General features: G+C 72.3%; 18 protein-coding genes and 2 pseudogenes. 14 read left to right on the top strand and 6 right to left on the bottom strand.

The window, feature by feature from the left end:
• Position 1 precedes the first annotated feature (1 nt).
• Both ACWBNA_RS13475 and ACWBNA_RS13470 read right to left on the bottom strand, forming a co-directional pair.
• Positions 2-1,675: an FAD-binding dehydrogenase gene (locus tag ACWBNA_RS13475; RefSeq protein WP_482704562.1), complete on the bottom strand. Its 1,674-nt coding sequence runs from the start codon at positions 1,673-1,675 to the stop codon at positions 2-4.
• A gap of 17 nt (positions 1,676-1,692) precedes the next feature.
• Positions 1,693-2,340: a TetR/AcrR family transcriptional regulator gene (locus ACWBNA_RS13470; RefSeq protein ID WP_482704561.1), complete on the bottom strand. Its 648-nt coding sequence runs from the start codon at positions 2,338-2,340 to the stop codon at positions 1,693-1,695.
• A gap of 139 nt (positions 2,341-2,479) precedes the next feature.
• Between ACWBNA_RS13470 and ACWBNA_RS13465 the strand changes: the two genes are divergently transcribed.
• From ACWBNA_RS13465 to ACWBNA_RS13455, 3 genes are all read left to right on the top strand, one after another.
• Positions 2,480-3,106: an alpha-ketoglutarate-dependent dioxygenase AlkB gene (locus tag ACWBNA_RS13465; protein WP_482704560.1), complete on the top strand. Its 627-nt coding sequence runs from the start codon at positions 2,480-2,482 to the stop codon at positions 3,104-3,106.
• 201 nt (positions 3,107-3,307) lie between these two features.
• Positions 3,308-4,054 (top strand): MBL fold metallo-hydrolase, encoded by a 747-nt coding sequence (locus tag ACWBNA_RS13460; RefSeq protein WP_482704559.1) that lies wholly within the window; start codon positions 3,308-3,310, stop codon positions 4,052-4,054.
• Between the two features lie 58 nt (positions 4,055-4,112).
• A complete protein-coding gene (locus ACWBNA_RS13455; RefSeq protein ID WP_482704558.1) occupies positions 4,113-5,351 on the top strand; it encodes a DUF4032 domain-containing protein in 1,239 nt (412 codons plus the stop codon).
• 1 nt (position 5,352) lies between these two features.
• Here the strand turns inward: ACWBNA_RS13455 and ACWBNA_RS13450 are convergent, their stop codons facing one another.
• Positions 5,353-6,225 carry a universal stress protein gene (locus ACWBNA_RS13450; RefSeq protein WP_482704557.1) on the bottom strand — a complete coding sequence of 291 codons (873 nt, stop codon included), beginning with the start codon at positions 6,223-6,225 and terminating at the stop codon, positions 5,353-5,355.
• A 63-nt stretch (positions 6,226-6,288) separates the two neighbouring features.
• Between ACWBNA_RS13450 and ACWBNA_RS13445 the strand changes: the two genes are divergently transcribed.
• From ACWBNA_RS13445 to ACWBNA_RS13425, 5 genes are all read left to right on the top strand, one after another.
• Positions 6,289-6,642 (top strand): VOC family protein, encoded by a 354-nt coding sequence (locus ACWBNA_RS13445; RefSeq protein WP_482704556.1) that lies wholly within the window; start codon positions 6,289-6,291, stop codon positions 6,640-6,642.
• 129 nt (positions 6,643-6,771) lie between these two features.
• Positions 6,772-8,448 carry an NAD(P)/FAD-dependent oxidoreductase gene (locus ACWBNA_RS13440; protein ID WP_482704554.1) on the top strand — a complete coding sequence of 559 codons (1,677 nt, stop codon included), beginning with the start codon at positions 6,772-6,774 and terminating at the stop codon, positions 8,446-8,448.
• Positions 8,445-9,905 carry an ATP-binding protein gene (locus ACWBNA_RS13435; RefSeq protein WP_482704552.1) on the top strand — a complete coding sequence of 487 codons (1,461 nt, stop codon included), beginning with the start codon at positions 8,445-8,447 and terminating at the stop codon, positions 9,903-9,905. Before ACWBNA_RS13440 ends, ACWBNA_RS13435 begins: the two co-directional genes overlap by 4 nt.
• The gene (locus tag ACWBNA_RS13430; protein ID WP_482704551.1) at positions 9,902-10,261 is read left to right on the top strand and encodes a UBP-type zinc finger domain-containing protein; all 360 of its coding nucleotides are present in this window, start codon (positions 9,902-9,904) and stop codon (positions 10,259-10,261) included. The genes ACWBNA_RS13435 and ACWBNA_RS13430 overlap by 4 nt, the downstream gene beginning before the upstream one ends.
• A 182-nt stretch (positions 10,262-10,443) precedes the next feature.
• Positions 10,444-13,455, top strand: a complete 3,012-nt coding sequence (locus ACWBNA_RS13425) for a helix-turn-helix transcriptional regulator (RefSeq protein WP_482704550.1) — start codon at positions 10,444-10,446, stop codon at positions 13,453-13,455.
• Here the strand turns inward: ACWBNA_RS13425 and ACWBNA_RS13420 are convergent.
• The 3 genes and pseudogenes from ACWBNA_RS13420 to ACWBNA_RS13410 form a co-directional block, all read right to left on the bottom strand.
• Complete coding sequence (locus ACWBNA_RS13420) at positions 13,421-14,632, bottom strand: SGNH/GDSL hydrolase family protein (protein WP_482704549.1); 1,212 nt, start codon at positions 14,630-14,632, stop codon at positions 13,421-13,423. The genes ACWBNA_RS13425 and ACWBNA_RS13420 overlap by 35 nt on opposite strands.
• Positions 14,629-14,953, bottom strand: a pseudogene (locus ACWBNA_RS13415) (glycoside hydrolase family 95-like protein); the annotation flags it as partial. The pseudogene ACWBNA_RS13415 and the gene ACWBNA_RS13420, both read right to left, overlap by 4 nt.
• A 5-nt stretch (positions 14,954-14,958) precedes the next feature.
• A pseudogene (locus ACWBNA_RS13410) lies at positions 14,959-15,936 on the bottom strand (carbohydrate-binding protein); the annotation flags it as partial.
• Positions 15,937-16,125: 189 nt separating this feature from the next.
• On the opposite strand from ACWBNA_RS13410, the gene ACWBNA_RS13405 reads away from it, so the two are divergent.
• From ACWBNA_RS13405 to ACWBNA_RS13380, 6 genes are all read left to right on the top strand, one after another.
• Positions 16,126-17,364, top strand: coding sequence for a serine hydrolase domain-containing protein (locus tag ACWBNA_RS13405; RefSeq protein WP_482704548.1), 1,239 nt, complete (start codon positions 16,126-16,128; stop codon positions 17,362-17,364).
• Positions 17,365-17,458: 94 nt separating this feature from the next.
• Positions 17,459-18,895, top strand: a complete 1,437-nt coding sequence (locus ACWBNA_RS13400; RefSeq protein ID WP_482704547.1) for a CAP domain-containing protein — start codon at positions 17,459-17,461, stop codon at positions 18,893-18,895.
• A 102-nt stretch (positions 18,896-18,997) separates the two neighbouring features.
• Positions 18,998-19,675 (top strand): AIM24 family protein, encoded by a 678-nt coding sequence (locus tag ACWBNA_RS13395; RefSeq protein WP_482704546.1) that lies wholly within the window; start codon positions 18,998-19,000, stop codon positions 19,673-19,675.
• A gap of 183 nt (positions 19,676-19,858) precedes the next feature.
• Positions 19,859-20,899 (top strand): tetratricopeptide repeat protein, encoded by a 1,041-nt coding sequence (locus ACWBNA_RS13390; RefSeq protein WP_482704545.1) that lies wholly within the window; start codon positions 19,859-19,861, stop codon positions 20,897-20,899.
• Positions 20,896-21,924 (top strand): polyprenyl synthetase family protein, encoded by a 1,029-nt coding sequence (locus ACWBNA_RS13385; protein ID WP_482704544.1) that lies wholly within the window; start codon positions 20,896-20,898, stop codon positions 21,922-21,924. The genes ACWBNA_RS13390 and ACWBNA_RS13385 overlap by 4 nt, the downstream gene beginning before the upstream one ends.
• 81 nt (positions 21,925-22,005) lie before the next feature.
• Positions 22,006-22,965: a threonine/serine dehydratase family protein gene (locus tag ACWBNA_RS13380; RefSeq protein ID WP_482704543.1), complete on the top strand. Its 960-nt coding sequence runs from the start codon at positions 22,006-22,008 to the stop codon at positions 22,963-22,965.
• Positions 22,966-23,056 lie beyond the last annotated feature (91 nt).

Raw genomic sequence — 23,056 nt, 5'->3', positions numbered from 1 at the left:
GTCAGGCCGTCTGCCGGGCGGCGGCCCGCCCCGCCGCCCGCCCGGAGAAGAGGCAGCCGCCGAGGAAGGTGCCCTCCAGCGCGTTGTAGCCGTGGACGCCGCCACCGCCGAAGCCGGCCACCTCGCCCGCCGCGTACAGACCGTCGAGGGGCTTGCCGTCGGTGCCGAGGGCGCGCGAGTCGAGGTCGGTCTGGATGCCGCCGAGGGTCTTTCGGGTGAGGGTGTGCAGCTTGACGCCGATGAGGGGCCCGGCGGCCGGGTCGAGGATGCGGTGCGGGGTGGCGACACGGCCGAGGCGGTCGCCGATGTAGCGGCGGGCGTTGCGGATGCCCTGCACCTGGGCGTCCTTGCTGTAGGCGTTGGCGATCTGGAGGTCGCGGGCCTCGATCTGGCGCCGGATCCCGGCGGCGTCCAGCAGCGCCTTGTCCGTCAGTGCGTTCATCTTCTCGACGAGCTGCTCCAGGTTCGGGGCGGACACGAAGTCCGCGCCCTTGCGCAGGAACGCGTCCACGGGGCCGGGCGCCCCCTTGCCGAGCACCCGCGTGCGCAGGAAGCCGGCCCGGTCCTTGGCGGTGATGTCGGGGTTCTGCTCGGAGCCCGACAGCGCGAACTCCTTCTCGATGATCTTCTGGGTGAGGATGAACCAGGAGTGGTCGTGCTCCGCGATGTCCTCGGTGGTGCGCAGGTACTTGAGCGTGCTGAGAGTGTCGTAGCCGGGCAGGCACGGCTCGGGCAGGCGGCGGCCGAGGGCGTCGAACCACATCGAGGACGGGCCGGGCAGGATGCGGATGCCGTGGCCCGGCCATATCGGGTCCCAGTTCTGCAGGCCCTCGGTGTAGTGCCACATGCGGTCGCGGTTGACCAGGCGCGCGCCGGCGTTCGCGCTGATGTCGAGCATCCGGCCGTCGACGTAGGCGGGCACTCCGGTGACCATCTCGGCGGGCGGGGTGCCGAGCCGCTCCGGCCAGTACCGGCGCACGATGTCGTGGTTGGCGCCGATGCCGCCGGTGGTGACGACGACGGCCCGGGCCGTGAGCTCGAAGTCGCCCACGCGGTCACGGTTGGAGGCGACACCGCGGGGGGAGTCGTCCTCCTCCAGCAGAGTGCCGCGCACCCCACGCGCCGTGCCCTCCTCGACGACGAGTTCGTCGACCTGGTGGCGGTGATGGAAGGTGAGCAGCCCGTCGCGCTCGGCCTGCTTGGCGTACTCGACGAACGGCTCCACGACCCCGGTGCCGGTGCCCCAGGCGATGTGGAAGCGGGGTACGGAGTTGCCGTGTCCGTGGGCCGTCAGGTCGCCGCGCTCGGCCCAGCCGACGGTCGGCAGGAACTTGATGCCGTGCCCCTCCAGCCAGGACCGCTTCTCGCCCGCCGCGAACTCGACGTAGGCGCGCGCCCAGCGCACCGCCCAGGAGTCCTCGTCGTCGGTCCGGTCGAACTGCGCGCTGCCCTGCCAGTCGTTCCAGGCGAGGTCGAAGGAGTCCTTGATGCCGAGGCGCCGCTGTTCCGGAGAGTCGACGAGGAACAGCCCTCCGAAGGACCAGAACGCCTGCCCGCCGAGGTTGGCGGCATTCTCCTGGTCCACCAGCGCGACCCTGCGGCCCCGGCTGGTCAGTTCGTGCGCGGCGACCAGGCCCGCGAGTCCGGCTCCGACGACGATGACGTCCGCATCCATGGCGACCGTTGCCCTTCTCATTGGGGTCTCAGGGGGTCTTGTCCGGGTGTGCCGCTGCCGTCGGTCAGCAGCGCGGTGAGCAACTGCCCCAGCCAGACGCGGGCGCGTTCGACGTCCTTGTCCAGCAGCAGTTGGGTGGTGACTCCGTCGTACGCGGCGACGACCGCGCGGGCGGCGCCCTCGATGCCGTCGAGCACGGCGGGCAGTGCGGTGTGTCCCGTGGCCCGGGCGAGCCGGTCCTCGATGGCCCGCCGCAGCCGCTCCCGGTGTTGCAGCAGGGAGTGCGCGACGGCCGGGTCGCGGGCGGCGTGCACCAGGAAGTCCGTCTTCACCAGCAGCCAGTCCACGTCGAGCAGGAGCACCTCGGTGACCCGGTCCACGGACGCCGGCACGTCGAGTTCGGGTCCGTCCAGGGCCAGGGCGTCGGCCACCTGCTCGGCGATCAGGTCGGCCCGCTGCCGGTACAGGGCGAAGAACAGCTCGTCCAGGCTGTCGAAGTTCGAGTAGAAGGCGCCCCGGCTGTAGCCGGCGGCCTCGCAGACCTCCTCGATCGAGACCCGCCCGAAGCCCTTGGCGGCGAAGACCGCGAAGGCGGCGTCCAGCAGGTTGGCCCGCGTGCGGACGCGACGCCTGGTCACGCGCCTGGTCGTCTCCTCGACCGCCATGTCAGAACCTCCGTTCGATACGGGAATGTATCCAATACAGCGATGTATCGAAAGAGCCTGACCCGAGCACCCGCACGCCACCGGCCGAGAACTCGCACCCCATAGGAACAAATATTCGATTAAGGAGTACGCTGGTCTCATGACCAGGCATCTCCAGGGCTCCCTCTTCGACCAGACCGACGAGCTCCGCCTCGGCCCCCTCGACGGGATCCGCCGCACCGCGCTCGGCCTCGGCGCCTGGATCGACGTGCTGCCCGGTTGGCTGAGCGGTTCGGACGAGCTGTTCGAGCAGCTGGCCTCCGAAGTGCCCTGGCGGGCGGAGCGCCGGAAGATGTACGACCACGTCGTCGAGGTACCTCGACTGCTCGCGTTCTACGGGGCCGACGACGCACTGCCGCACCCCTTGCTGGCCAAGGCCCGCGAGTCGCTGTCCGCGCGCTACGCCGAGGAACTGGGCGAGCCCTTCACCACGGCCGGGCTGTGCTACTACCGCGACGGCCGGGACAGCGTGGCCTGGCACGGCGACCGGATCGGGCGGGGCGCCCGCGAGGACACCATGGTGGCGATCCTCTCGGTCGGCGCCCCCCGCGACCTGCTGCTGCGACCGATGCGCGGCGGGGACACGGTCCGACGGCCGCTCGGGCACGGCGACCTGATCGTGATGGGCGGCTCCTGCCAGCGGACCTGGGAGCACTCCATCCCCAAGACCACGCGCGCCGCCGGACCGCGCATCAGCATCCAGTTCCGGCCGCCGGGCGTGCAGTGACGCGCCAGGACGGCGTGCGCCGAGGCGGAGAGGCGGCCGCTTCGAAGGCGCGCGGGGGCCGCCTCCGGCGGACGGTGCCGGAGGCGGCCTCTTGCCCTTGATCGGGGTGCACCCGATCCCCGGCTCACCCGCTGGTTCCGGCCCTGTGATCATCTGCTTTGCTGTCCCCGTCGAGCCGGACCTCATCACGCGGGGACGATCATGCGGGCAGATGTGCAGCAGGTCGCCGACGGCACCTATCTGGTGCACGGCAGCAACACGAACTGGGTGATCCTCACGGAGGGCGACTCCGCCACGCTGGTCGACACCGGATACCCCGGCGACCGGGAGCAGCTTCTCAGCTCCCTTGCGGAGGTGGGCAGTTCACCGGAGGCGGTCACGGCCGTGCTGATCACGCACGCTCACAACGACCACCTGGGCTCCGCCGAGCATCTGCGCGCCGCGTACGGCATGCCCGTCTACCTGCACGAGGCCGAAGTGCCGCACGCCCGGCGGGAGTTCCTGCACCAGGTGAGCGTCGGCACGGTCCTGAGGAACGGCTGGCGGCCCGGTGTCCTGCCGTGGGCCGTGCACGCGATCCGCTCGGGCGGCACCGTCCCGGTCCCGGTCGCCTCGCCCGAGTCGTTCCCGGCGACCGGTCCGCTCGATCTGCCCGGCCGGCCCGTCCCGGTGCACACGCCCGGTCACACCGACGGACACGCCGCCTTCCACCTCCCGGACGCCGGAGTGGTGATCTCGGGCGACGCCCTGGTGAGCGCTCACCCCACCTCGCGGATCAAGGGTCCGCAGCTGCTGCCCGACATGTTCCACCACGAGCGGGCCCGTGCCGTGGCCTCGCTGGACGTACTCGAAGGACTGGCGGGCGACCTGCTGCTGCCCGGGCACGGGCCCGCGCACCGCGGTCCGGTCCGTGAAGCGGCACTTCAGGCCAGGGAGCGCGCGCTCTAAAGTGAGGTGACGATCACCGGCGAGGCAGTACGCGACGCAAGATGAGGACACGCGACCCATGGCACTGCAGATCAGCGCGACCAACCCGGAGCACCCCGCGCTCCTGCTCGAACTGCCGTGGCACCTCCCCCTGGAGGAGTGGCCCGACGAGTACCTGGTGCCGCTGCCGCGCGGCATCTCCCGCCACGTCGTGCGCTACGCCCGTGCCGGCGACGAGGTGATCGCCGTCAAGGAGCTCGCCGAGCGCCCGGCCCTGCGCGAGTACGAGCTGCTGCGCGACCTGGACCGGCTCGGCATCCCCGCGGTCGACCCGCTGGCCGTGGTCACCGGACGCACCGACGCGGGCGACGCGCCCCTGGAGCCGGTGCTGATCACCCGGCACCTCGGCGGCTCGATGCCGTACCGGTCGATGTTCGAGACGACGATGCGGCCCGCGACGATGCACCGGCTGATGGACGCCCTGGCGGTGCTGCTGGTGCGGCTGCACCTGGCGGGATTCGCCTGGGGCGACTGCTCTCTGTCCAACACGCTCTTCCGGCGCGACGCGGGCGCGTACGCCGCGTATCTGGTGGACGCGGAGACCGGTGACCTGCACCCGCAGCTCAGCACCGGGCAGCGCGACTACGACCTGGACCTGGCCCGGGTGAACATCAGCGGCGAGCTGCTCGACCTGGAGGCGTCCGGGGCGCTGCACCCGTCCGTGGACCCGATCGAGTTCGGCATGGAGATCTGCGCGCGCTACGGGCGCCTGTGGAAGGAACTGACCCGCAAGTCCGTCTACCCCGCGGGCAAGTACCACTACATCGAACGCCGGATCCGCCGTCTGAACGAGTTCGGTTTCGACGTGGCCGAGATGCAGATCGAGCACTCCTCCAACGGCGACACCGTCACCTTCGTGCCGAAGGTCGTGGACGCCGGCCACCACCAGCGCCAGCTCCTGCGGCTGACCGGCCTGGACACCGAGGAGAACCAGGCCCGCCGGCTCCTCGGCGACCTGGAGTCCTGGATGGCCACCCAGGACGACTACGCCCCGGGCGACCCCCTCGCGGCCCGCCCGGAGGTGCTCGCCCACCGCTGGGTGCGGGACGTCTTCCGCCCCACCGTGCGGGCCGTGCCCCTCGAACTGCGTGGCTCCATGGACCCGGCCGAGATCTACCACGAGCTGCTGGAACACCGCTGGTACCTGTCCGAGCGGGCCCAGCACGACATCGGGCTGGACACGGTCGTCCAGGACTACATCAACAACATCCTTCCCAAGGCGCGCGAGACGCTCCAGCCCACCCCCTCCGCCGACTGACTCAAACGTGCGGCACCACGGCCACCGGGCAGCCCGCGTGATGCAGGACGCCATGGGCGACCGAGCCGATGCGGGCACCGACGGCCGTCCGGTGGGCGCGGCGCCCGACGACCACCAGCTGGGCGTTTACGGCCACCGACAGCAGCACCTGCCCGGCGCTGCCCATCTCCACATGCTCGACGACCGGCACGTCGGGGAAGCGGTCCCGCAACGGCTGCAGTGCCGCGGACAGGGCCTTCTTCTCGTACGGTTCGAGGCCGCCGGCCTCGTCGAGGAGCTTGAGCGAGCCGGGGCTGTAGGCGAAGACGGGCGGCAAGGTCCAGGCCCGCACCGCACGCACGGTCGCGCCGCGCGCCGCGGCCGCCTCGAACGCGAACCGCAGCACCTCGGTGCTGTCCTCAGGGCCGCCCTGTTGGCCCACGACGATCTCGCGCCCGCCGGCCTCGCCGGAGGGCTCGTCGCCCGCACGCACCAGCACGACCGGCCGTGCCGCCTCCACGATCACCTGCTGGCCGACCGAGCCGACCAGGAAGCCGACCAGCCGGCCGTGCCCGCGTGAGCCGAGCACCAGCATCTCGGCCTCCGCCGCCGCGGCGACCAGCGCGTCCACGTCGGTGCCCGTCAGCACGTCCGTGGACACCTCGAGGTCGGGGTGCCGCTCGGTGACCGTGCGGGCGGCCTCGCCCACCGCCTCCTTGGCCCATCCGGCCTGCACGTCGGGGTCCGCCGCCTCCACCACCTCGTGCGGCTCGTACCGCCAGGCGTGCACCACTCGCAGCGGCAGCCCCCGTCGGACCGCCTCCCGGCCTGCCCAGGCCAACGCGGCCAGGCTCTCCTCGGTTCCGTCGACCCCTGCCGTGATCGGGCGCGTCATGCTGCCGGCCTCCTAGTGTGGTGTTCCCCGTGCCGGTACCCAGTTTTCACTAGCCTTGCCGTCATGACCTTGGAATGGGAGCAGGTTGTCGTGGACGCGGCCGATCCGGCCGCTCTGGGCCGCTGGTGGGCGGAGGCGCTGGGATGGGTGGTCGTGGGTGACCTCCCCGACGAGTTCGAGATCCGGCCGGAGAAGGACAGCCTTCCCGGACTGAACTTCGCGCCGGTACCGGAGGGCAAGACCGTCAAGAACCGCCTCCATCTCGACTTCCGGCCGGACGACCAGGAGGCCGAGGTGGCCCGCCTTCTCGCCCTCGGCGCGCGCCACGCGGATGTCGGCCAGGGCGAGCAGCCGTGGGTGACGCTCAGGGATCCCGAGGGCAACGAGTTCTGCGTGCTCGCACCGCGCCGGGGCTGACCTCCCGGCAGGCTCCCGCATACGTGAGCGAAGCGGCTCGATCGAACATACGATGGGCGGGAACCGGCCCGGTGGCTGCACGACCACGGGTTTCACCGTGCCGTGAGTCCGATCTCGGGTGGGAGACGCATGACACAGGCCGCGGACGCAGCGCGGACCGTCATCTTGACCGTGGACGACGACCCGGGGGTGTCCCGGGCCGTCGCCCGGGACCTGCGACGGCGCTACGGCGAGTCGTACCGGATCGTGCGCGCCGAGTCCGGCGAGTCCGCGCTGGAGGCGCTGCGCGAGCTGAAGCTGCGCGGTGACCTGGTGGCGGTGATCCTGGCGGACTACCGGATGCCGCAGATGAACGGCATCGAGTTCCTGGAACAGGCCCTGGACGTGTATCCGGGCGCCCGGCGGGTGCTGCTGACGGCGTACGCGGACACGAACGCGGCGATCGACGCGATCAACGTCGTCGACCTCGACCACTACCTCCTCAAGCCGTGGGACCCGCCCGAGGAGAAGCTGTACCCGGTCCTGGACGACCTCCTTCAGGCATGGCGGAGCAGCGACTACCGGCCCGTGCCCGCCACCAAGGTGGTCGGACACCGCTGGTCGGCGCGTTCCTCGGACGTCCGGGAGTTCCTGGCGCGCAACCAGGTGCCGTACCGCTGGTACTCGGCGGACGAGCCCGAGGGGCAGCGCCTGCTGGCGGCGGCCGGGCAGGACGCGACGCGGCTGCCGCTCGTGATCACCCCGGACGGCACACCCCTGGTCGAACCGGAGGCCCCTGAGCTGGCCGCGCGAGTGGGGCTGGCCACCACACCCGAGGCGGACTTCTACGACCTCGTCGTCATCGGCGGCGGCCCGGCCGGGCTCGGCGCGGCCGTGTACGGGGCCTCCGAGGGGCTGCGGACCGTGCTCGTGGAGCGGTCGGCGACCGGCGGGCAGGCCGGGCAGAGCTCCCGCATCGAGAACTACCTCGGCTTCCCCGACGGCGTGTCGGGAGCCCAGCTCACCGACCGGGCCCGACGGCAGGCGACGAAGTTCGGCGCCGAGATCCTCAGCGCCCGCGACGTGACGGGACTGGAGATCAACGGCGCCGCGCGCGTCGTACGGTTCTCGGACGGCTCGGCGGTCGCCGCGCACAGCGTGATCCTGGCGACCGGCGTCTCCTACCGGCAGCTCCAGGCGCCCGGCACGAACGACCTGACGGGCTGTGGGGTCTTCTACGGCTCGGCCCTGACGGAGGCGGCCTCCTGCCAGGGCCACGACGTGTACATCGTCGGCGGCGCCAACTCCGCGGGGCAGGCGGCGATGTACCTGGCCCGCGGCGCCAAGTCGGTGACCCTGCTGGTGCGCGGGGAGTCGCTGACGGCGTCGATGTCCCACTACCTGATCCAGCAGATCGAGGAGTCGCCGAACATCTCGGTGCGCTGCCGCACGGTCGTGGAGGCCGCGCACGGCTCCGGGCACCTGGAGCAGCTGACGCTGCGCGACGTCGACAGCGGGCGGACCGAACTGGTCGACGCCCAGTGGATGTTCGTCTTCATCGGCGCGGCCCCGCTGACCGACTGGCTGAACGGCACGGTACTGCGGGACGAGCACGGGTTCATCCTGGCCGGACCCGACCTGACCCCCGACGGGCGACCGCCCGCGGGCTGGGAGCTGGACCGGCCGCCGTACCACCTGGAGACCAGCATTCCCGGCGTGTTCGTCGCGGGCGACGCCCGTGCCGAGTCGGCGAAGCGGGTCGCGTCCGCCGTCGGAGAGGGAGCCATGGCCGTGATGCTCGTCCACCGGTATCTGGAGCAGTCGTGAGCGGGCAGGTGATGCCCTGCAGCCCGCAGGAGGTCGGCTCGCTGTTCCTGTTCGAGAAGCTCTCCCCCGAGCAGCTCGGACGGCTGTGCAGCGAGGGACGAATCGAGAGGTTCGAGCCCGGTCCCGTCTACACCGAGGGCGAGCCCGCGACCTGCTTCTACGTCATGATCGAGGGCACGGTCGTGCTCTCCCGCCGGGTCGGCGGCGACGACGTGGAGGTCAACCGGACCTCCCAGCGCGGGGTGTACTCGGGGGCCATGCAGGCGTATCTCGGTGACCGAGTGCGGCAGGGATACAACAACTCGATGCGCGTCACGGAACCGACGCGGTTCTTCGTGCTGCCCGCGGAGACGTTCGCGAGCTTCATGCGGGAGTGGTTCCCGATGGCGGTGCATCTGCTGGAGGGGCTGTTCTTCGGGGCCAAGAGCACGCAACGGGTCATCGGGCAGCGTGAACGGCTGCTGGCACTGGGCTCCTTGTCCGCCGGCCTCACCCACGAGCTCAACAACCCCGCGGCGGCGGCCGTCCGGGCGACCGCGACGCTGCGTGAACGCGTGGGCAAGATGCGGCACAAGCTGCGGGTGATCTCCGCGGGCTCGTTCTCGCCGGAGACCCTGGCGAACCTCATCGACATCCAGGAACGCACCGCCGAACGCGTCGCCAAGGCACCCTCGTTGAGTCCCCTGGAGGCATCGGACCGCGAGGACGTCGTCACCGACTGGCTCGACGACCACGACATTCCCGAGGGCTGGCGGATCGCGCCCACCTTCGTCCAGGCCGGGCTCGACATCGACTGGCTGGACCAGGTCGCGGCGGCCGTGGACGAGGACATGCTGCCGAGCGCGATCGGCTGGCTCAACTACACGGTCGAGACCGAGTTGTTGATGGACGAGATCGAGGACTCCACCACCCGGATCTCCCATCTGGTCGGCGCCGCCAAGCAGTACTCCCAGCTCGACCGGGCCCCGTACCAGGTCGCCGACGTTCACGAACTCCTCGACAGCACCCTGTTGATGCTGTCGGGCAAGATCGGGCCACGGATCAAGGTCGTCAAGGAGTACGACCGTGAGGTCCCGCGGATCCCGGCGTACCCGGCGGAGCTCAACCAGGTGTGGACGAACCTGATCGACAACGCGGTCCACGCCATCAACGGTACCGGCGGGGAGGGCACGTTGACCGTGCGGACGGCCCTCGACAACGACCGGCTGCTGGTGGAGTTCCGCGACACCGGCCCCGGCATCCCCAAGGACGTCCGCGGCCGTATCTTCGACCCTTTCTTCACCACCAAGCCGGTGGGCGAGGGCACCGGGCTCGGCCTGGACATCTCCTGGCGCATCGTCGTCAACAAGCACCACGGCACGCTCCAGGTCGAGTCCGAGCCGGGTGACACCCGTTTCCAGGTCCTTCTCCCGCTCACGGCCGCGGAGTCCGACACAGCACCCGAGGAGCCGGCATGACCAGCGACAACGCGATCGACGGAATCGAGCCGGGCGTTCCGCCGAGCGGCGCCGGGTGCGTGGAGTGCGACGCGGCCGGCGGATGGTGGTTCCATCTGCGCCGCTGTGCGCAGTGCGGCCATGTCGGCTGCTGCGACTCGTCGCCGGGCAAGCACGCCACCGGTCACTTCCGGGAGACCGGTCATCCGCTGGTGCAGAGCTTCGAGCCGGGTGAGGGCTGGTACTGGGACTTCGCGACGAACGAGATGTACGAAGCCGGGCCGGAACTCGCGCCACCGGCCAGCCATCCCTCGGACCAGCCGGCGCCGGGGCCCGCGGGGCGGGTGCCGGCCGACTGGGCTCGGACGCTGGGGTAGTGAGCGCCTGAGAGCCCGGGGGGTCCGACCGGCCGCGGGCGCAGGTTGTCCGTGGCTGGTCGCGCCCCCGCGGCGGAGCCACATGTCGATAGAGCCCCGCGCCGGCCCCGCGCCCCTTGGGGTCGGCTCGGTCGCCCTTTGTTCGCCGAGGCGCTGTCAGTGCCACCTGCCAGGATGGACGCGTGCCGCAGATCTCGAGCTCCACTCCGCTCATCGGCCGGGAGGACGAACTCGCACGCCTCACCGGTGTACTGGAACGCGCCAGGGGCGGTACGTCCCGGGCGGTCCTGATCGCCGGGGACGCCGGGGTCGGCAAGACGCGGATGCTCGACGAGGTGGCCGGGCGGGCCGCCGCAGCCGGGATGACGGTGCTCACCGGGCACTGCGTGGACCTCGGGGACGTCGGTCTGCCGTATCTGCCGTTCACCGAGATCCTGGGTGTGCTCGCGGGCGACGAGCGGTTCGCGGGCGCCCTCGCCGGGCATCCGGTGGTCGACCGGCTGCTGGGCGGCGGCACGGACGCCGTGCGGGACGTGGGCGGACGGCTGCGGCTGTTCGAAGGCATCGCGGGGCTGCTGGCCGACCTGGCGGACATCACTCCCCTGCTCCTCGTCCTGGAGGACCTGCACTGGGCCGACCAGTCCTCCCGGGACCTCCTGCGGTTCCTGCTCAGCCGGGGCATCCTCCAGCGGGCCGCGGGCGGCGCGCCCACGCACCGGCTGGCGCTGTTCGCCTCCTACCGCGCCGACGACCTGCACCGCCGCCACCCCCTGCGTCCGCTGCTGGCCGAGCTGGTGCGGCTGCCCGCCGTGGAGCGGCTGGAACTGCGGCCCATGGCGGATGCCGAGGTGAGCCGGCTGGTGCGCGCGGTCCAGGACCGTCCGCTACCGGACGCCACGGTCCGCCGGATCGTCGAGCGCGCCGAGGGAAACGCCTTCTACGCGGAGGAACTGGTCGCGGCCACCGAGACGGACGTCGGCGGGGTGCCCAGCGGCCTCGCGGACGTCCTCCTCATCCGCTTCGAGCAGCTCTCCGACACCGCCCAGCAGGTGCTGCGCACGGCCGCGGTGGCCGGGCGCCGCGTCGAGCACGACCTGTTGCGGGAGGCCGTGGGGCTCCCCGAGGACGAGCTGGAGTCGGCGCTTCGCGAGGCCGTGGGACGGCAGCTGCTGGCCCCCGGGGACGGCGACACGTACGCCTTCCGGCACGCCCTGGCCCGCGAGGCGGTGTACGCGGATCTGCTCCCGGGTGAACGGTCCCGGCTGCACGGCGCTTTCGCCCGGCTGCTCGCCGGCCGCGGGCACCGGACCGACAGTGCCGCCGAGCGTGCCCACCACTACCGGGAGAGCCACGACCTGCCCGAGGCGCTCGCCGCCTCACTGGAGGCCGCGGACCACGCCCAGCGGGTCGGCGCGCCCGCCGAGGAGCTACGCCACCTCGAAGCCGTCCTGGACCTGTGGTCGGCGGTGGAACCGACGGCACGGCCCACCGGCGAGGGAATCGACCGGGTGACGCTCACCCTGCGGGCCTCCGCGGCGGCCGCGCACGCCGGTGAGGCACACCGGGCGGTCTCCCTCACCCGGGCCGCGCTCGCGGGCATCGGCCAGGACGCGGACTCCGAGCTGGCCGCCCGAGTGCGGTACACGCTCGCCGGGAACCTGATCACCGTCGACAGCCTGACCGCCGCCTTCGCCTACAGCAGCGAGGCGCTCGCCCTGATTCCCGCCGATCCCCCGTCCCGCACCTGGGTGTGGGCGGCGGCCACGCACGTCATGGCGGCACGTCAGGTCGGTGCGAACGAGACCGCGTTGCGGGTCGCCCGGCAGGCCCTGGCCATCGCCGAGCGACTGGACGTGGCGGACGCCCGGGCCGACCTGCTCGTCTCCCTGGCCAGTCTCGAAGGGGGCGGCCGCCGTACCCCGGAGGGCCGGGAACGGCTGCGGGAGGCCCGGGACCTCGCGCGTGGTGCGGGCAACACGCCGGTGGAGATGCGCGCCCTGTTCAACCTCGCCGTCGGCTGCTTCGAGTCGGGTGACCTCGACGAGTGTCTGCCGTGGCTGACCGAGGGACTGGACCGGGCCCGGCGGGCGGGACTGCTGTCGTCGCCGTATCCGCTGGAGATGCGCTATCTCCGGCTGCTGGTGCTGTACACGCTGGGCCGCTGGGACGAGTGCGTCGATGCGGCCGCCTCGGACGCCGAGGTGCTGCCGGCCGCCGGGGGATACACGGTGGGCCCGGCGTTGTACGTGGCGCTGGCGCGCGGTGACCTGAAGGCCGCCGACCGGGCCGGCGCCCTGCTGGAGGGGCCGTTCGACTGGATGGGCACGCTCGTCGCGGGCATCGTGCTGACCGACGCGGCCGCGCGGCGGGGGGACCCGGAGGCGGCCGTGGAGCGGATGCGGTCCACCGTCGCGGCCCTCACCGACGACGCGGGGACCCTCCCGGACGTCACGGTCCGGCTGGCCGCCCTCGCGCTGTCCGCGGTGGCCGACCGGGCCGTCGCACTGCGCCGCACCGGGGACGAGGCCGGGGCGCGCGGCTGGGTGGCCACGGCGACCGAACTGCGCGACCTGGCCCGCGTCACGGCCGTACGCGGCGAGGACGGCACCCCGCAGGGTCCGGAGGGGCAGGCGTGGCTGGCCCGCGCGGAGGCGGAGTGGGCGCGGGCCGTGACCGGACCGGACGTGGCGGCTTGGGCGAGGGCGGTCGAGGCGTTCGACTTCGGCGATGTGTACGAGCGGGCGCGCTGCCAAGTGAGCTTCGCGGAGACGCTGTTGGCGGCCGACCGGCGTGAGGAGGCGGCCGTCCAGGCCCGCGCGGCCCGCGAGACGGCCGTCCGTTTCGGTGCGGCCCCGCTTCTCGCGCAGCTGGACTCCCTGATCCGCCGCGGCCGTCTGTCGGACACCCCGTCCGCCGCCGACCGCGTCGCGATCCTCACCGCGCGCGAGCAGGACGTGCTGCGGCTCCTCGCCCTGGGCCGCAGCAACCGGCAGATCGGCGAGGAGCTGTTCATCAGCGGCAAGACGGCGAGCGTCCATGTCTCCAACATCCTCGCCAAGCTGGGCGCGGCGAGCCGTACGGAGGCGGTGGCGGTCGCCTACCGGGAAGGCCTGATCACTCCGGAGCCGAGTGGACCGGGCCTAGGATCGCCGTCCGGGACTACGGCAGCGGGTCGGCGCAGTCCAGGCTCTTGAGGTCGACGGCGTCGGCCATGGCCTGCATTCCCTTGTCGTTGGGGTGCAGGTGGTCGCCTCCGTCGAAGGCGGGGTGGATGCGCTCGGGGTCGTAGGGGCTTCGGAGGATGCGGTCGGCATCGGTGACGGTGTCGAACTCGCCGCTGGTGCGGATGAACGCGTTGACCTCCCGGCGTACGGCCTCGGCGTCCGGGTCCCATTCGGACCAGCCCTTGAAGGGGCCGACGGTGGCCGCGGCGACGCACTTGCCGGCCGTGTGCGCCCGGTCGACGATCTCGCGGTAGCCCTCGATCAGATCGTCCGCGGTGACGCCCGTGTGGGCCTTGATGTCGTTGACGCCCTCGAAGAGGAACACGGTGCGCAGGCCGGGCTGGGAGAGCACGTCCCGGTCCAGCCGGTTCAGGGCGCTTGGTCCGGCGCCGTCGGCGAGGACCTTGTTTCCGGCGATGCCCTCGTTGGCGACGCCCTTGACCGAGGTGTTTGCGCGTTGGAGGCGGCGGGCGAGGTAGTCGGGCCAGCGGCGGTTGCGGTCACTGGTGGACTGCCAGCCGTCGGTGACGGAGTCCCCGAGTGCGACCACGGCTCCGGTGCCCGCGCTCGCCCGGAGGGAGACCGCGTCGAGGTAGAACCAGGAGCCGGTGGTCTCCGTCCAGTTCGCGGCGCTCTCCTCGGCGGTGTGGTCGCCCCGGGTGGCGTAGGACGTCTGCAGGGCCATCCAGTGGCCGGTTGCGGGGCCCGCCGCGTCGGACGTGTGGATGCTGACCACCAGGTTGCTCGCGGCGGGCAGCCTTCCCGGCAGCGGGTCGCTCAGTACCGTCTCCCCGGCGGGGACGGTGACGGAGCGCGCCCTGCCGAAGGTCAGGCGCCGGTTGCTGCCGCGGACCAGTTCGGCGCCGTTCTTCTGGAGGCCGGCGTACACGCTGTCGAAGGTCACCGGCTGGTCTCCGAAGGCGTTGGAGAGCCTGATCCGCGGATCGCGGCCCCCGACGCTGGTGTGCACGACCAGCCGGTAGCCGCGGTCGGCGGCGGCCTCGCCGAAGCGGTCGGCGCTCGCACCCCAGGTGACCACGCCGGCGGGGACGTCGAAGGCTCCGGCGGGGCTGGACGTGGACTGGCAGGCGGAGGCCGGCAGCAGTACGACGACTGCCAGGCCCGCACGTACGGCACGGGCCTTCACCGTGCGATTTCCTTCGACGTGACGGACTCTCCGGGCTTCAGACTCACGGTACGGACCCTATCTCCGTGTGCCACGGTGGTGGTCCGGCCGCCCACGCCGCGGATCCGGGCCCGGGCCGGCCGGCCGGCCCGCCAGTCCAGGTCGACGACGAAGCCGCCGCGGGCACCGGCCCCGGTGAGGGAGCCGGACCGCGCCCGGGTCGGGGAGGGCCGGGAGGAGTTCGACGTGGCCCGGGCGGGACGAGAGGAGCATCTCGATCATCGCCGCCGGGGTACCCAGGTTGGCGTCGATCCGGAAGATGCCCCGGCCCCGTACCACTTCGACAGTCAGGACGTCTTCGGTACGTCGATGCGGTCGATGTCGGGTGCGTAGCCCGTACCGCTGTCGAAGGTGACGGTGTTGCTGCCCGCCTTCAGCGCGACCGGCACGGAGACCGTCCCGACGGTTCCCCAGTCGCCGGTGGACGGGAACTTGTGGCGGGTGGCGCCGCCGGTGTTGGCGGAGACGTCGACGGAGCGGGCGTCACCGCTGACGTAGGCCACCTTGACCCAGTAGGTGCCGGCCTTGGGCACGACGACGTCGTTGAAGCGGAGCTTGCCGCCGAGGTACAGGTTGCCGACCTTCTTGCCGCCCGAGCAGGCGGAGCGGTCGGCCGAGGAGGCGTTGCCGCTGAGGGTGTTCGCCGGGGACTCGGCCTCGTAGGCGGTCGCCGTGAGCGCACTGCCCCGCGGGGTGACGGTGAACAGGCGGGAGCCGTGGGCGGGGAGGGCCTGGGTGACCTTGTTCTTGTGCGTGCCGAGGTTCTCGTGGTTCCACAGGTCCCGGACGGCCGCCCTACCGGTGAAGCCGAGGGTGGACCAGTCGGCGGTGACGGCGGCGGGCGCGTCGGCCAGGTTGAACAGGGCGACGGTGTAGGTGCCGTCGGGGTTCGCCGCCCACACCTGCTGGGGGGCGGAGGCGGTCACCGGGCGCGCGGGCGGGGTGGCGCCCTGGTTGACGGCGATGACCTCGCGGTTGGTCAGCAGGGACAGACCGTAGGAGTCGAGGCGGGTGAGGTCGTCGCCGGTGTAGAGGGGGGACTTGGCGATGGCCCACAGCGTGGCGTAGCTCTGCCGCTCGGCCTTGGTGAGGCCGTCCATCTCGCCGTTTCCGACGTCGAGGGCGTCGAGGTCGTTCCAGCCGCCGGGGCCGGCGTGCCGGGTCCAGGCGGGGGTGTCGTCCCAGCGGTCGTCGACGGAGTTCTCCCAGCTGACGAGGGTGTTGCAGTAGCACTCGACGTCGGTGTCGACGCGCCAGCCGTTTGAGCAGGCGGGATGGCGGTGGACTCAGGGCCGAAATGACCTGTTTCGTGCGGTTCGGCAGCGATACTGCGCGCATCCGCATCGCGCAGAGACCCCCGTGTGACCAGGTGAGCTGATGATCAAGCGACCAGGTGCCCAACCGAGGCGCCGCTGTGCCGATGTGACGTTCCGACAGGACAGGAGTGCAGTCGCATGGCAACAGCAACAGTGCGCAGCGGCACGGTGGCGGGGGCGGTTCTACTGTCCCTGCTGGCGGTTCCCGCGCATGCCGCGCCCCAGGAGTCAACGACCCCCGAGACCGGGACCACCTCGGCCGGCGCCCTGCCCAAACCCGACCTCACCGGTCTGCGGAGCGTCCTGCGCACGGCGCTGAAGCAGGGGGCTCCCGGCGCGATGGCGCGGATCGACAGCGGCGGCACGGCACGTCTGGCCGCCGCGGGCGTCGCCGACCGGAAGACCCAGCGGGCCATCGGCGACACGGACCGTTTCCGCATCGGCAGCGTCACCAAGGTCTTCACCGCGACGGTGTTGCTGCAACTGGTCGACGAGGACAAGCTCAAGCTCGACTCCTCGGTCAACCGCTATCTGCCGGGGCTGCTGCCCGACAGCCGGATCACCGTGCGCCACGTGCTGAGCCATCGCAGCGGACTGCACGACTACACGAACGAGATGTTCGCGAGCACGGTCCCGGGGTTCGAGGCGGTCCGCACGAAGGTCTTCACCCCCCGCCAACTGGTGGAGCGGTCGCTGCGCCGACCGCGGACCAACGCGCCGGGCGCCGTCTACTCCTACTCCAACACCAACTTCGTCATCGCCGGGATGCTCGTCGAGAAGCTGACCGGCCACTCGGTCGGGACCGAGTACCAGAGCCGGATCATCACGCCCCTGCGACTGCGGGACACCTTCTACGTGCACCCCGCCACGAAGATCCCCGGCCGGCACGCGCGGGGCTACCTCACTCCGGACCGGTCGGGCGGCGCGCTGGTCGACGCCACCAGACAGACCGCGTCCTGGGCACAGGGCGCGGGCGCGCTCATCTCCAGCACCCGCGACCTCAACACCTTCCTCACCGCGCTGCTCGGCGGCCGGCTGACCTCGGCCGCGCAACTGGCGCAGATGCGGCGGTGGGTGCCGGCGGGCAGCCATCAGTCGTACGGGCTCGGGCTGCGCCGCCGCAGCCTGTCGTGCGGCGTGTCCGTGTACGGCCACACAGGTGCCGTCCAGGGGTACTACACGTACGCCTTCACCACGAAGCACGGCGGGCGCAGCCTCAGCGCGCTCGCCAACACGTCCAACAACGGCACCGTCCTCAACACGATGCTGGGCACGCTGGAGTCCGCGTTCTGCGGCAAGCGGACCAAGGCGACGCGTGGATTCGCCGCGCCGGTCGAACGGCACGAGGACATCGCTCCGGGGATCACCCTGGACTGACCGCCGGCGGGTACGGGCGGGGAACGCTCGCGTGCCGACGCACGTTGTCCGGACGACCCCCCAGGGGTCCCGAACGAGACATCAGGACGGCACGATGAGCGAATTGGTCCCCGGGGGCAATCTGCCCCTCCCGGGCGGTGCCGTGAGCGTCCGGGTGGCCGGCCCCTTCGACGTGTCCGCGCTCATCACGGACGACGGCGGCAAGGTGCGGGGCGACGACGACTTCGTCTTCTACAACCAGCCGGCCGCTCCGGGCGCCCGTCTGCACGGCGACACACTGACCGTCGATCCGCGGGGTCTGCGTGCAGGCGCCACTCGGGTCACGGTGGTGGTCAGCGCCGCCGATCCCGCCACTCCCCTGGGCCGGCTGCCTGCCCCCACTCTGAACGTCACCGACGCGGGCGGCCGCCCCCTCGCCCGGTTCGCCCCACCACGCCCGCGCCAGGAGACCGTCCTGCTCCTCGCGGAGATCTACCGACGCGGCGACGGCTGGAAGGTGCGGGCTTTGGGCCAGGGCTACGCCGACGGCCTGGCCGGCCTGGCCCGCGACTTCGGAGTGGACGTAGCGGACGACCCGCCGCCACCGCCGCGGACCCGCCCGACGCCGTCCGCCAGGTCGGCGACGCCCGGGCCGGCACCGACCGCTCCCTCCGCGACCCGCCAGACACGCCCGACGCCGGGCGCGCCACCTCTCGCCCGTCCAGCACCCCTCGTCCCTTCCCCGGCCCGCCCGGCACCGTCGCCGGCCATGCCCGAACCCGACGGCTTCCTCGGCCTGGTCAACTCCGCCCGCTCCTCGGTCGGTTCGCCGCCGGTCTCCCTCGACGCGCGCCTGTCCGCCGCGGCGCGCGCCCACGCGGCCGCCATGGCCTCGGCCGGGCGGCTCGGCGTGCAGGGCGCGGACGGTGTCTCCGTCCACCAGCGCGTCGCCGCCGCCGGATACGCGTATGTCACGGTCGGCGAGCACCTGGTCTCCGGCCCCCGCACCCCCGCCGAGTTCGTGGCGTACTGCCTGCGTACCGAACAGCCCCGACGCACCCTGCACGACCCGGCGTTCACCCACGCCGGCCTGGCGTACGTCACCGACGCCCGCTCCGGTGACACGTACTGGACCGCACTGTGGGCAAGGCCCCTCACGCCCGCCGACCTGGCGCGTGCGCAGGCCGATGTCGTCGCGCTCACCAACCGGGAACGCGCCCGGGCCGGGCTGCAGTCCCTCGCGGTGGATCCGCTGCTGGCCGCCGCCGCGCAGGCGTACAGCGCGGACATGGCGACTCGTGCCTTCTACTCCCACACCTCGCCCGAAGGCACACAGCCCTGGGACCGGGCCGCCGCCGCGGGCTCCACCCGGCGTACGATCGGCGAGAACATCGCCTGCGGCCAGCGCTCCGCGGCCGAGGTCGTGGAGGGCTGGATGAACAGCCCGGGTCACCGTGCCAACATCCTCAAGCCCGCGTTCACCCACATCGGGGTCGGCTTCGCGGGCGGCGGCCCGGCGGGCACTTATTGGACACAGCTGTTCGGCGCCTGAGAAGGCCCTGCTCCAGGCAGCCGCACCCGAGACAGCCGCAACCGGAAAGCGCCCCGGCCCGCGATCTTGGCGGAACGCATCCCTCCGGGACAGGATGCCCGCATGAAGGGTGACCTGTTTTCCAGCGAGCACATGGTGCAGCCGGCCGCCGCGCCGGGCATGACGGTCCAGAACTCCAAGTGCATCAAGTACGCGGTGAACGGCGAGATGTACTCCCGTCAGGGGGCCATGGTCGCCTACCGCGGCAATCTCCAGTTCGAGCGCAAGGGCCAGGGCGTGGGCGGCATGCTCAAGCGCGCGGTCACCGGTGAGGGGCTTCCCCTCATGGCGGTGCGTGGGCAGGGCGAGGCATGGTTCGCGCACGAGGCGCAGAACTGCTTCGTCGTAGAGATCGACCCCGGCGACGAGTTCACCGTCAACGGCCGCAACGTCCTGTGCTTCGACGCCTCGTTGTCGTACCGGATCGCCACCGTGAAGGGCGCCGGCATGACCGGCGGCGGCCTGTTCAACAGCGTGTTCACCGGGCACGGCAAGCTGGGCCTGGTGTGCGACGGCGATCCGCTGGTCATTCCGGTGTCGCCGCAGTACCCGGTGTACGTCGACACGGACGCGGTCGTCGGCTGGACGGCGGGTCTGGGAACCTCGCTGCACCGTTCACAGTCCATAGGGTCGATGCTGCGCGGCGGGTCCGGCGAGGCCGTGCAGCTGATGCTCCAGGGCCAGGGACATGTCGTCGTCCGGCCGAGCGAGGCCACGCCCCAGAAGCCCCAGCAGCACTGAGGCCTCGTGAGGTGATCTGCGCCTCACGGGCAACCCGTCCGGCTTCGCCCGCGTCTTGATCGGCGACAGACCAAGCCCCGGCCTCCGGGCCGGGGCTGATTCCCGATCCGCTATACACGTCATGTATACACACGATGTAGACATGCGTTGCATAGGCGGGGACATACGGACCGAAAGGCATGCATGTACGGCAAGGCATTCGCCCCGGAGTACCAGGGCGCCCTCACCACCCTGTCGGTGAACTCCTCGCTGACCGACGTACTGGCCGCCGGTACCGAGCAGTTGAGGGCCGCGGAGCGGGCCGGGCAGCACGGGGAGGCGGCCCGCTCCGGGCTCGCGGTCGCCGAGGCGCACCGGCGGCTGGGCCGGATCGGGGAGGCGGACAGTGCGTGGAAGGCGAGCTACCGGGCGGCTCGGTCGGCCGGGGACCTCGCGGCGATGGCCTGGGCGCTGTGGAGCGGCGGCACACTGGCCCGGCAGCGCGGAGCCCTGCCTCTGGCCCGGCGACTTCTGGAACTCGCGGCCGAACTCGGTGAGCGCGGCGAAGACGTCGTCGTCCGCGGCTACTCGCTGGCGGGCCTGGCCGAGACCGGCCGTATCCAGGGCGACTACGAGGCCGTCGGCAGGCTGCACGAGCAGTTGCTCGCCGAGGCCCGTCGGCGCGGCGAGGCACGGCACACGGTGTGGGCGCTGGAGGGCATCGCGCAGATGCACCGCAACACCGGCGCCTACGACACGGCGTACGCGATGTTCGAGGAGGCGGCCGGTATCGCCGCGCGCGCCGACGACCGGCGGGGGCACGCCTGGGCGCTGCGCGGGCTCGCCGACGTCGTCTCCGTGCGCGACGGCGACACCGAGCGGGCGCTCGCCCTGCTGTCCGAGGCGGAGACGACGTGCCGCACGATGAAGCTGTCCAGCGCGCTGGCGTACAACCACAAGATGCGCGGCAACGTCCTCTACCGGGCCGGGCGTTACGCCGAGGCCCGGGACCTGTACGAGCGGGCTCTGACGGAGTTCCGTGCCATGAGCGAGCCACGCGGGGAGGCGCTGGCCCGGCTCGGGCTGGCCAAGTCGCTGGCCCGGCTCGGCCGCGACCGCGCCGAGACCGCGGCCGAACTGGCCGATCTGACCCGCGTGTTGGAGCGGATCGGGTTGCGGCACGCGCGGGAGATGGTGGCGCGGGCGCAGGACGAGTTCGGCCTGCGGGCGGAGGTCGTACGGTGACGGCGCTGACGTCGGCCGTAGTCGCACCCGAAGTCCTGGACCGTTGCCGCGCGTTGGTGCGGCCGGCGTTGCGGGAAGCCGTCGGACGGATGCATCCGTGGGTCGGCGAGATGGCCGCGTACTCCTTCGGCTGGTGCGAGGTGGGCGGAGGGCCCGCCGTCGCGTCCGGCGGCAAGGGGGTTCGGCAGGCACTCGCCGTCCTCGGGGCCGAGGCGGCCGGTGCGTCAGGGCGGGCCGGGGTGCCCGCGGCGGTCGCGGTGGAGTTGGTGCACGCCTTCTCCCTGCTGCACGACGACATCATGGACGGTGACGCGGCCCGGCGCCGCCGCCCGACCGTGTGGAAGGCGTACGGCACCGGTCCGGCCGTCCTCGCGGGTGACGCGCTGTTCGCCCTGGCCGTCGAGACGCTCGCCGCGACGCCGACGGGCGGCCCCGCGGCCCTGCGTCTCCTGTCCGGGGCGCTGGGTGACCTGGTGCGCGGGCAGGCCGACGACCTGCTGTTCGCCTCGCGTCCGTGGACGGGGCCGGGCCGGGTGCGGCCGGGCGCGTACCGCACGATGGCCGAACACAAGACCGGCGCGCTGCTGGGCTGCGCGGCCGCGCTGGGGGCCCTGCTCGGCGGCGCGCCGCCCACCACGGTCACCGCTCTGGACCGGGCCGGGCGGCACCTCGGGGTCGCGTTCCAGCTCGTCGACGACGTGTTGGGGGTCTGGGGAGACCCGGCTGTCACCGGCAAGCCCGTCCACGGCGACCTGCGGGAGCGGAAGAAGACGTTCCCGGTGCTGGCGGCGCTCGACTCGTCGGGCCCCGCGAGCGGACGGCTCGTCGCCCTCCTGGAATCCGCCGAGGAGCCCGAGGAAGCGGCCGCGCTGATCGACGAGGCGGGCGGCCGGGCCGCGGCGCTGGCCGAGGCGCGCCGTCAGGTCACCGCCGTGGACGCGGCCCTCGCCGACGTGCCGATCATGGCGGGCACGGCCGCCGACCTGCGGTCGCTGCTGGACTTCCTCCTGCGGCGCGAGCTCTGATGCCGCCTTGACCCACGCCGCGCCGCGCGCCAGGGTGCGAGGCGGCGTGGATCATCGCCCCGCGCCGGGAGGATGACTGACTTGATCGGGATCACGGAGATCGAGAACGCGGCCGAGCGAATCGCCGGACACGTCGTACGCACGCCGACGATGCCGAGCCCCGGCCTGGCCACGCTGCTCGGTGTCCCCGTCACGGCGAAGCTGGAACTGCTCCAGCGCACCGGCTCCTTCAAGGCGCGCGGGGCCACGGCCAAGCTGCTGTCGCTGAGCGGGGCCGAGCGGGCCGCCGGGGTCGTGGCGGTCAGCGGCGGCAACCACGGGATCGCCCTCGCGGTCATGGCGGCGGCCCTCGACGTGAAGGCGACGGTGGTCATGCCGCGTTCGGCGCCCGCCCGCTCCGTCGAGATCGTGCGGGGGGCGGGCGCGTCGGTGCAGCTGACCGAGGACATGGACGGCGCGTTCTCGCTCGTGACCCGGCTGCGGGACGAGGGGCTGACGCTGGTGCACCCGTTCGACGATCCCGTGGTGATCGCCGGACAGGGCACCGTCGGACTGGAGTTCGCCGAGGACGCCGGCGAGCTCACCGACGTGCTCGTGAGTGTCGGGGGCGGCGCACTGATCGCCGGTGTCGCGACCGCGTTGCGGGCCCGCCGTCCGGACCTGCGGATCTGGGGTGTGGAGACCGAGGGCGCCGAGGCCATGTCCCGGGCACTGGCGGCGGGCGGCCCGGTACCGGTACCGCTCTCCTCGATCGTGTCCACGCTCAGCGCGCCCTCCGTGTCGCAGCTGACCTACGACCATGTGTCCGCCCTGGTCACCGAGGTGCTCGTGGTCCCCGACCGGGAGGCCGTGCGCGGCTCGCTCGAACTCGCCGACCACGCCAAGGTGTGGGCCGAACCGGCCGCCGGCTGCCTGCTGCCCGCGGCCCGGCAGGTCCTGGAGCGGGTCGGTGAGGGAGCCCGGCTGGGCCTCGTGGTGTGCGGGGGCAACACGACGACGGGTGACGTTCTGGCCTGGTCGGAGCGGTTCGGGTTGCTCTAGAAAGGTCAACTCCGGTCGCTGCGTGGGCAGTTCCTACTGGCCTCTCGTACAGCGGGTGAACAAAAGAAAAGAGACGCCGTTCCGTTGAGGA

Source organism: Streptomyces sp. Q2, assembly GCF_056820935.1.
Note: the sequence above shows the minus strand (reverse complement) of the source record. Positions and strands in the feature narration are given on the sequence as shown.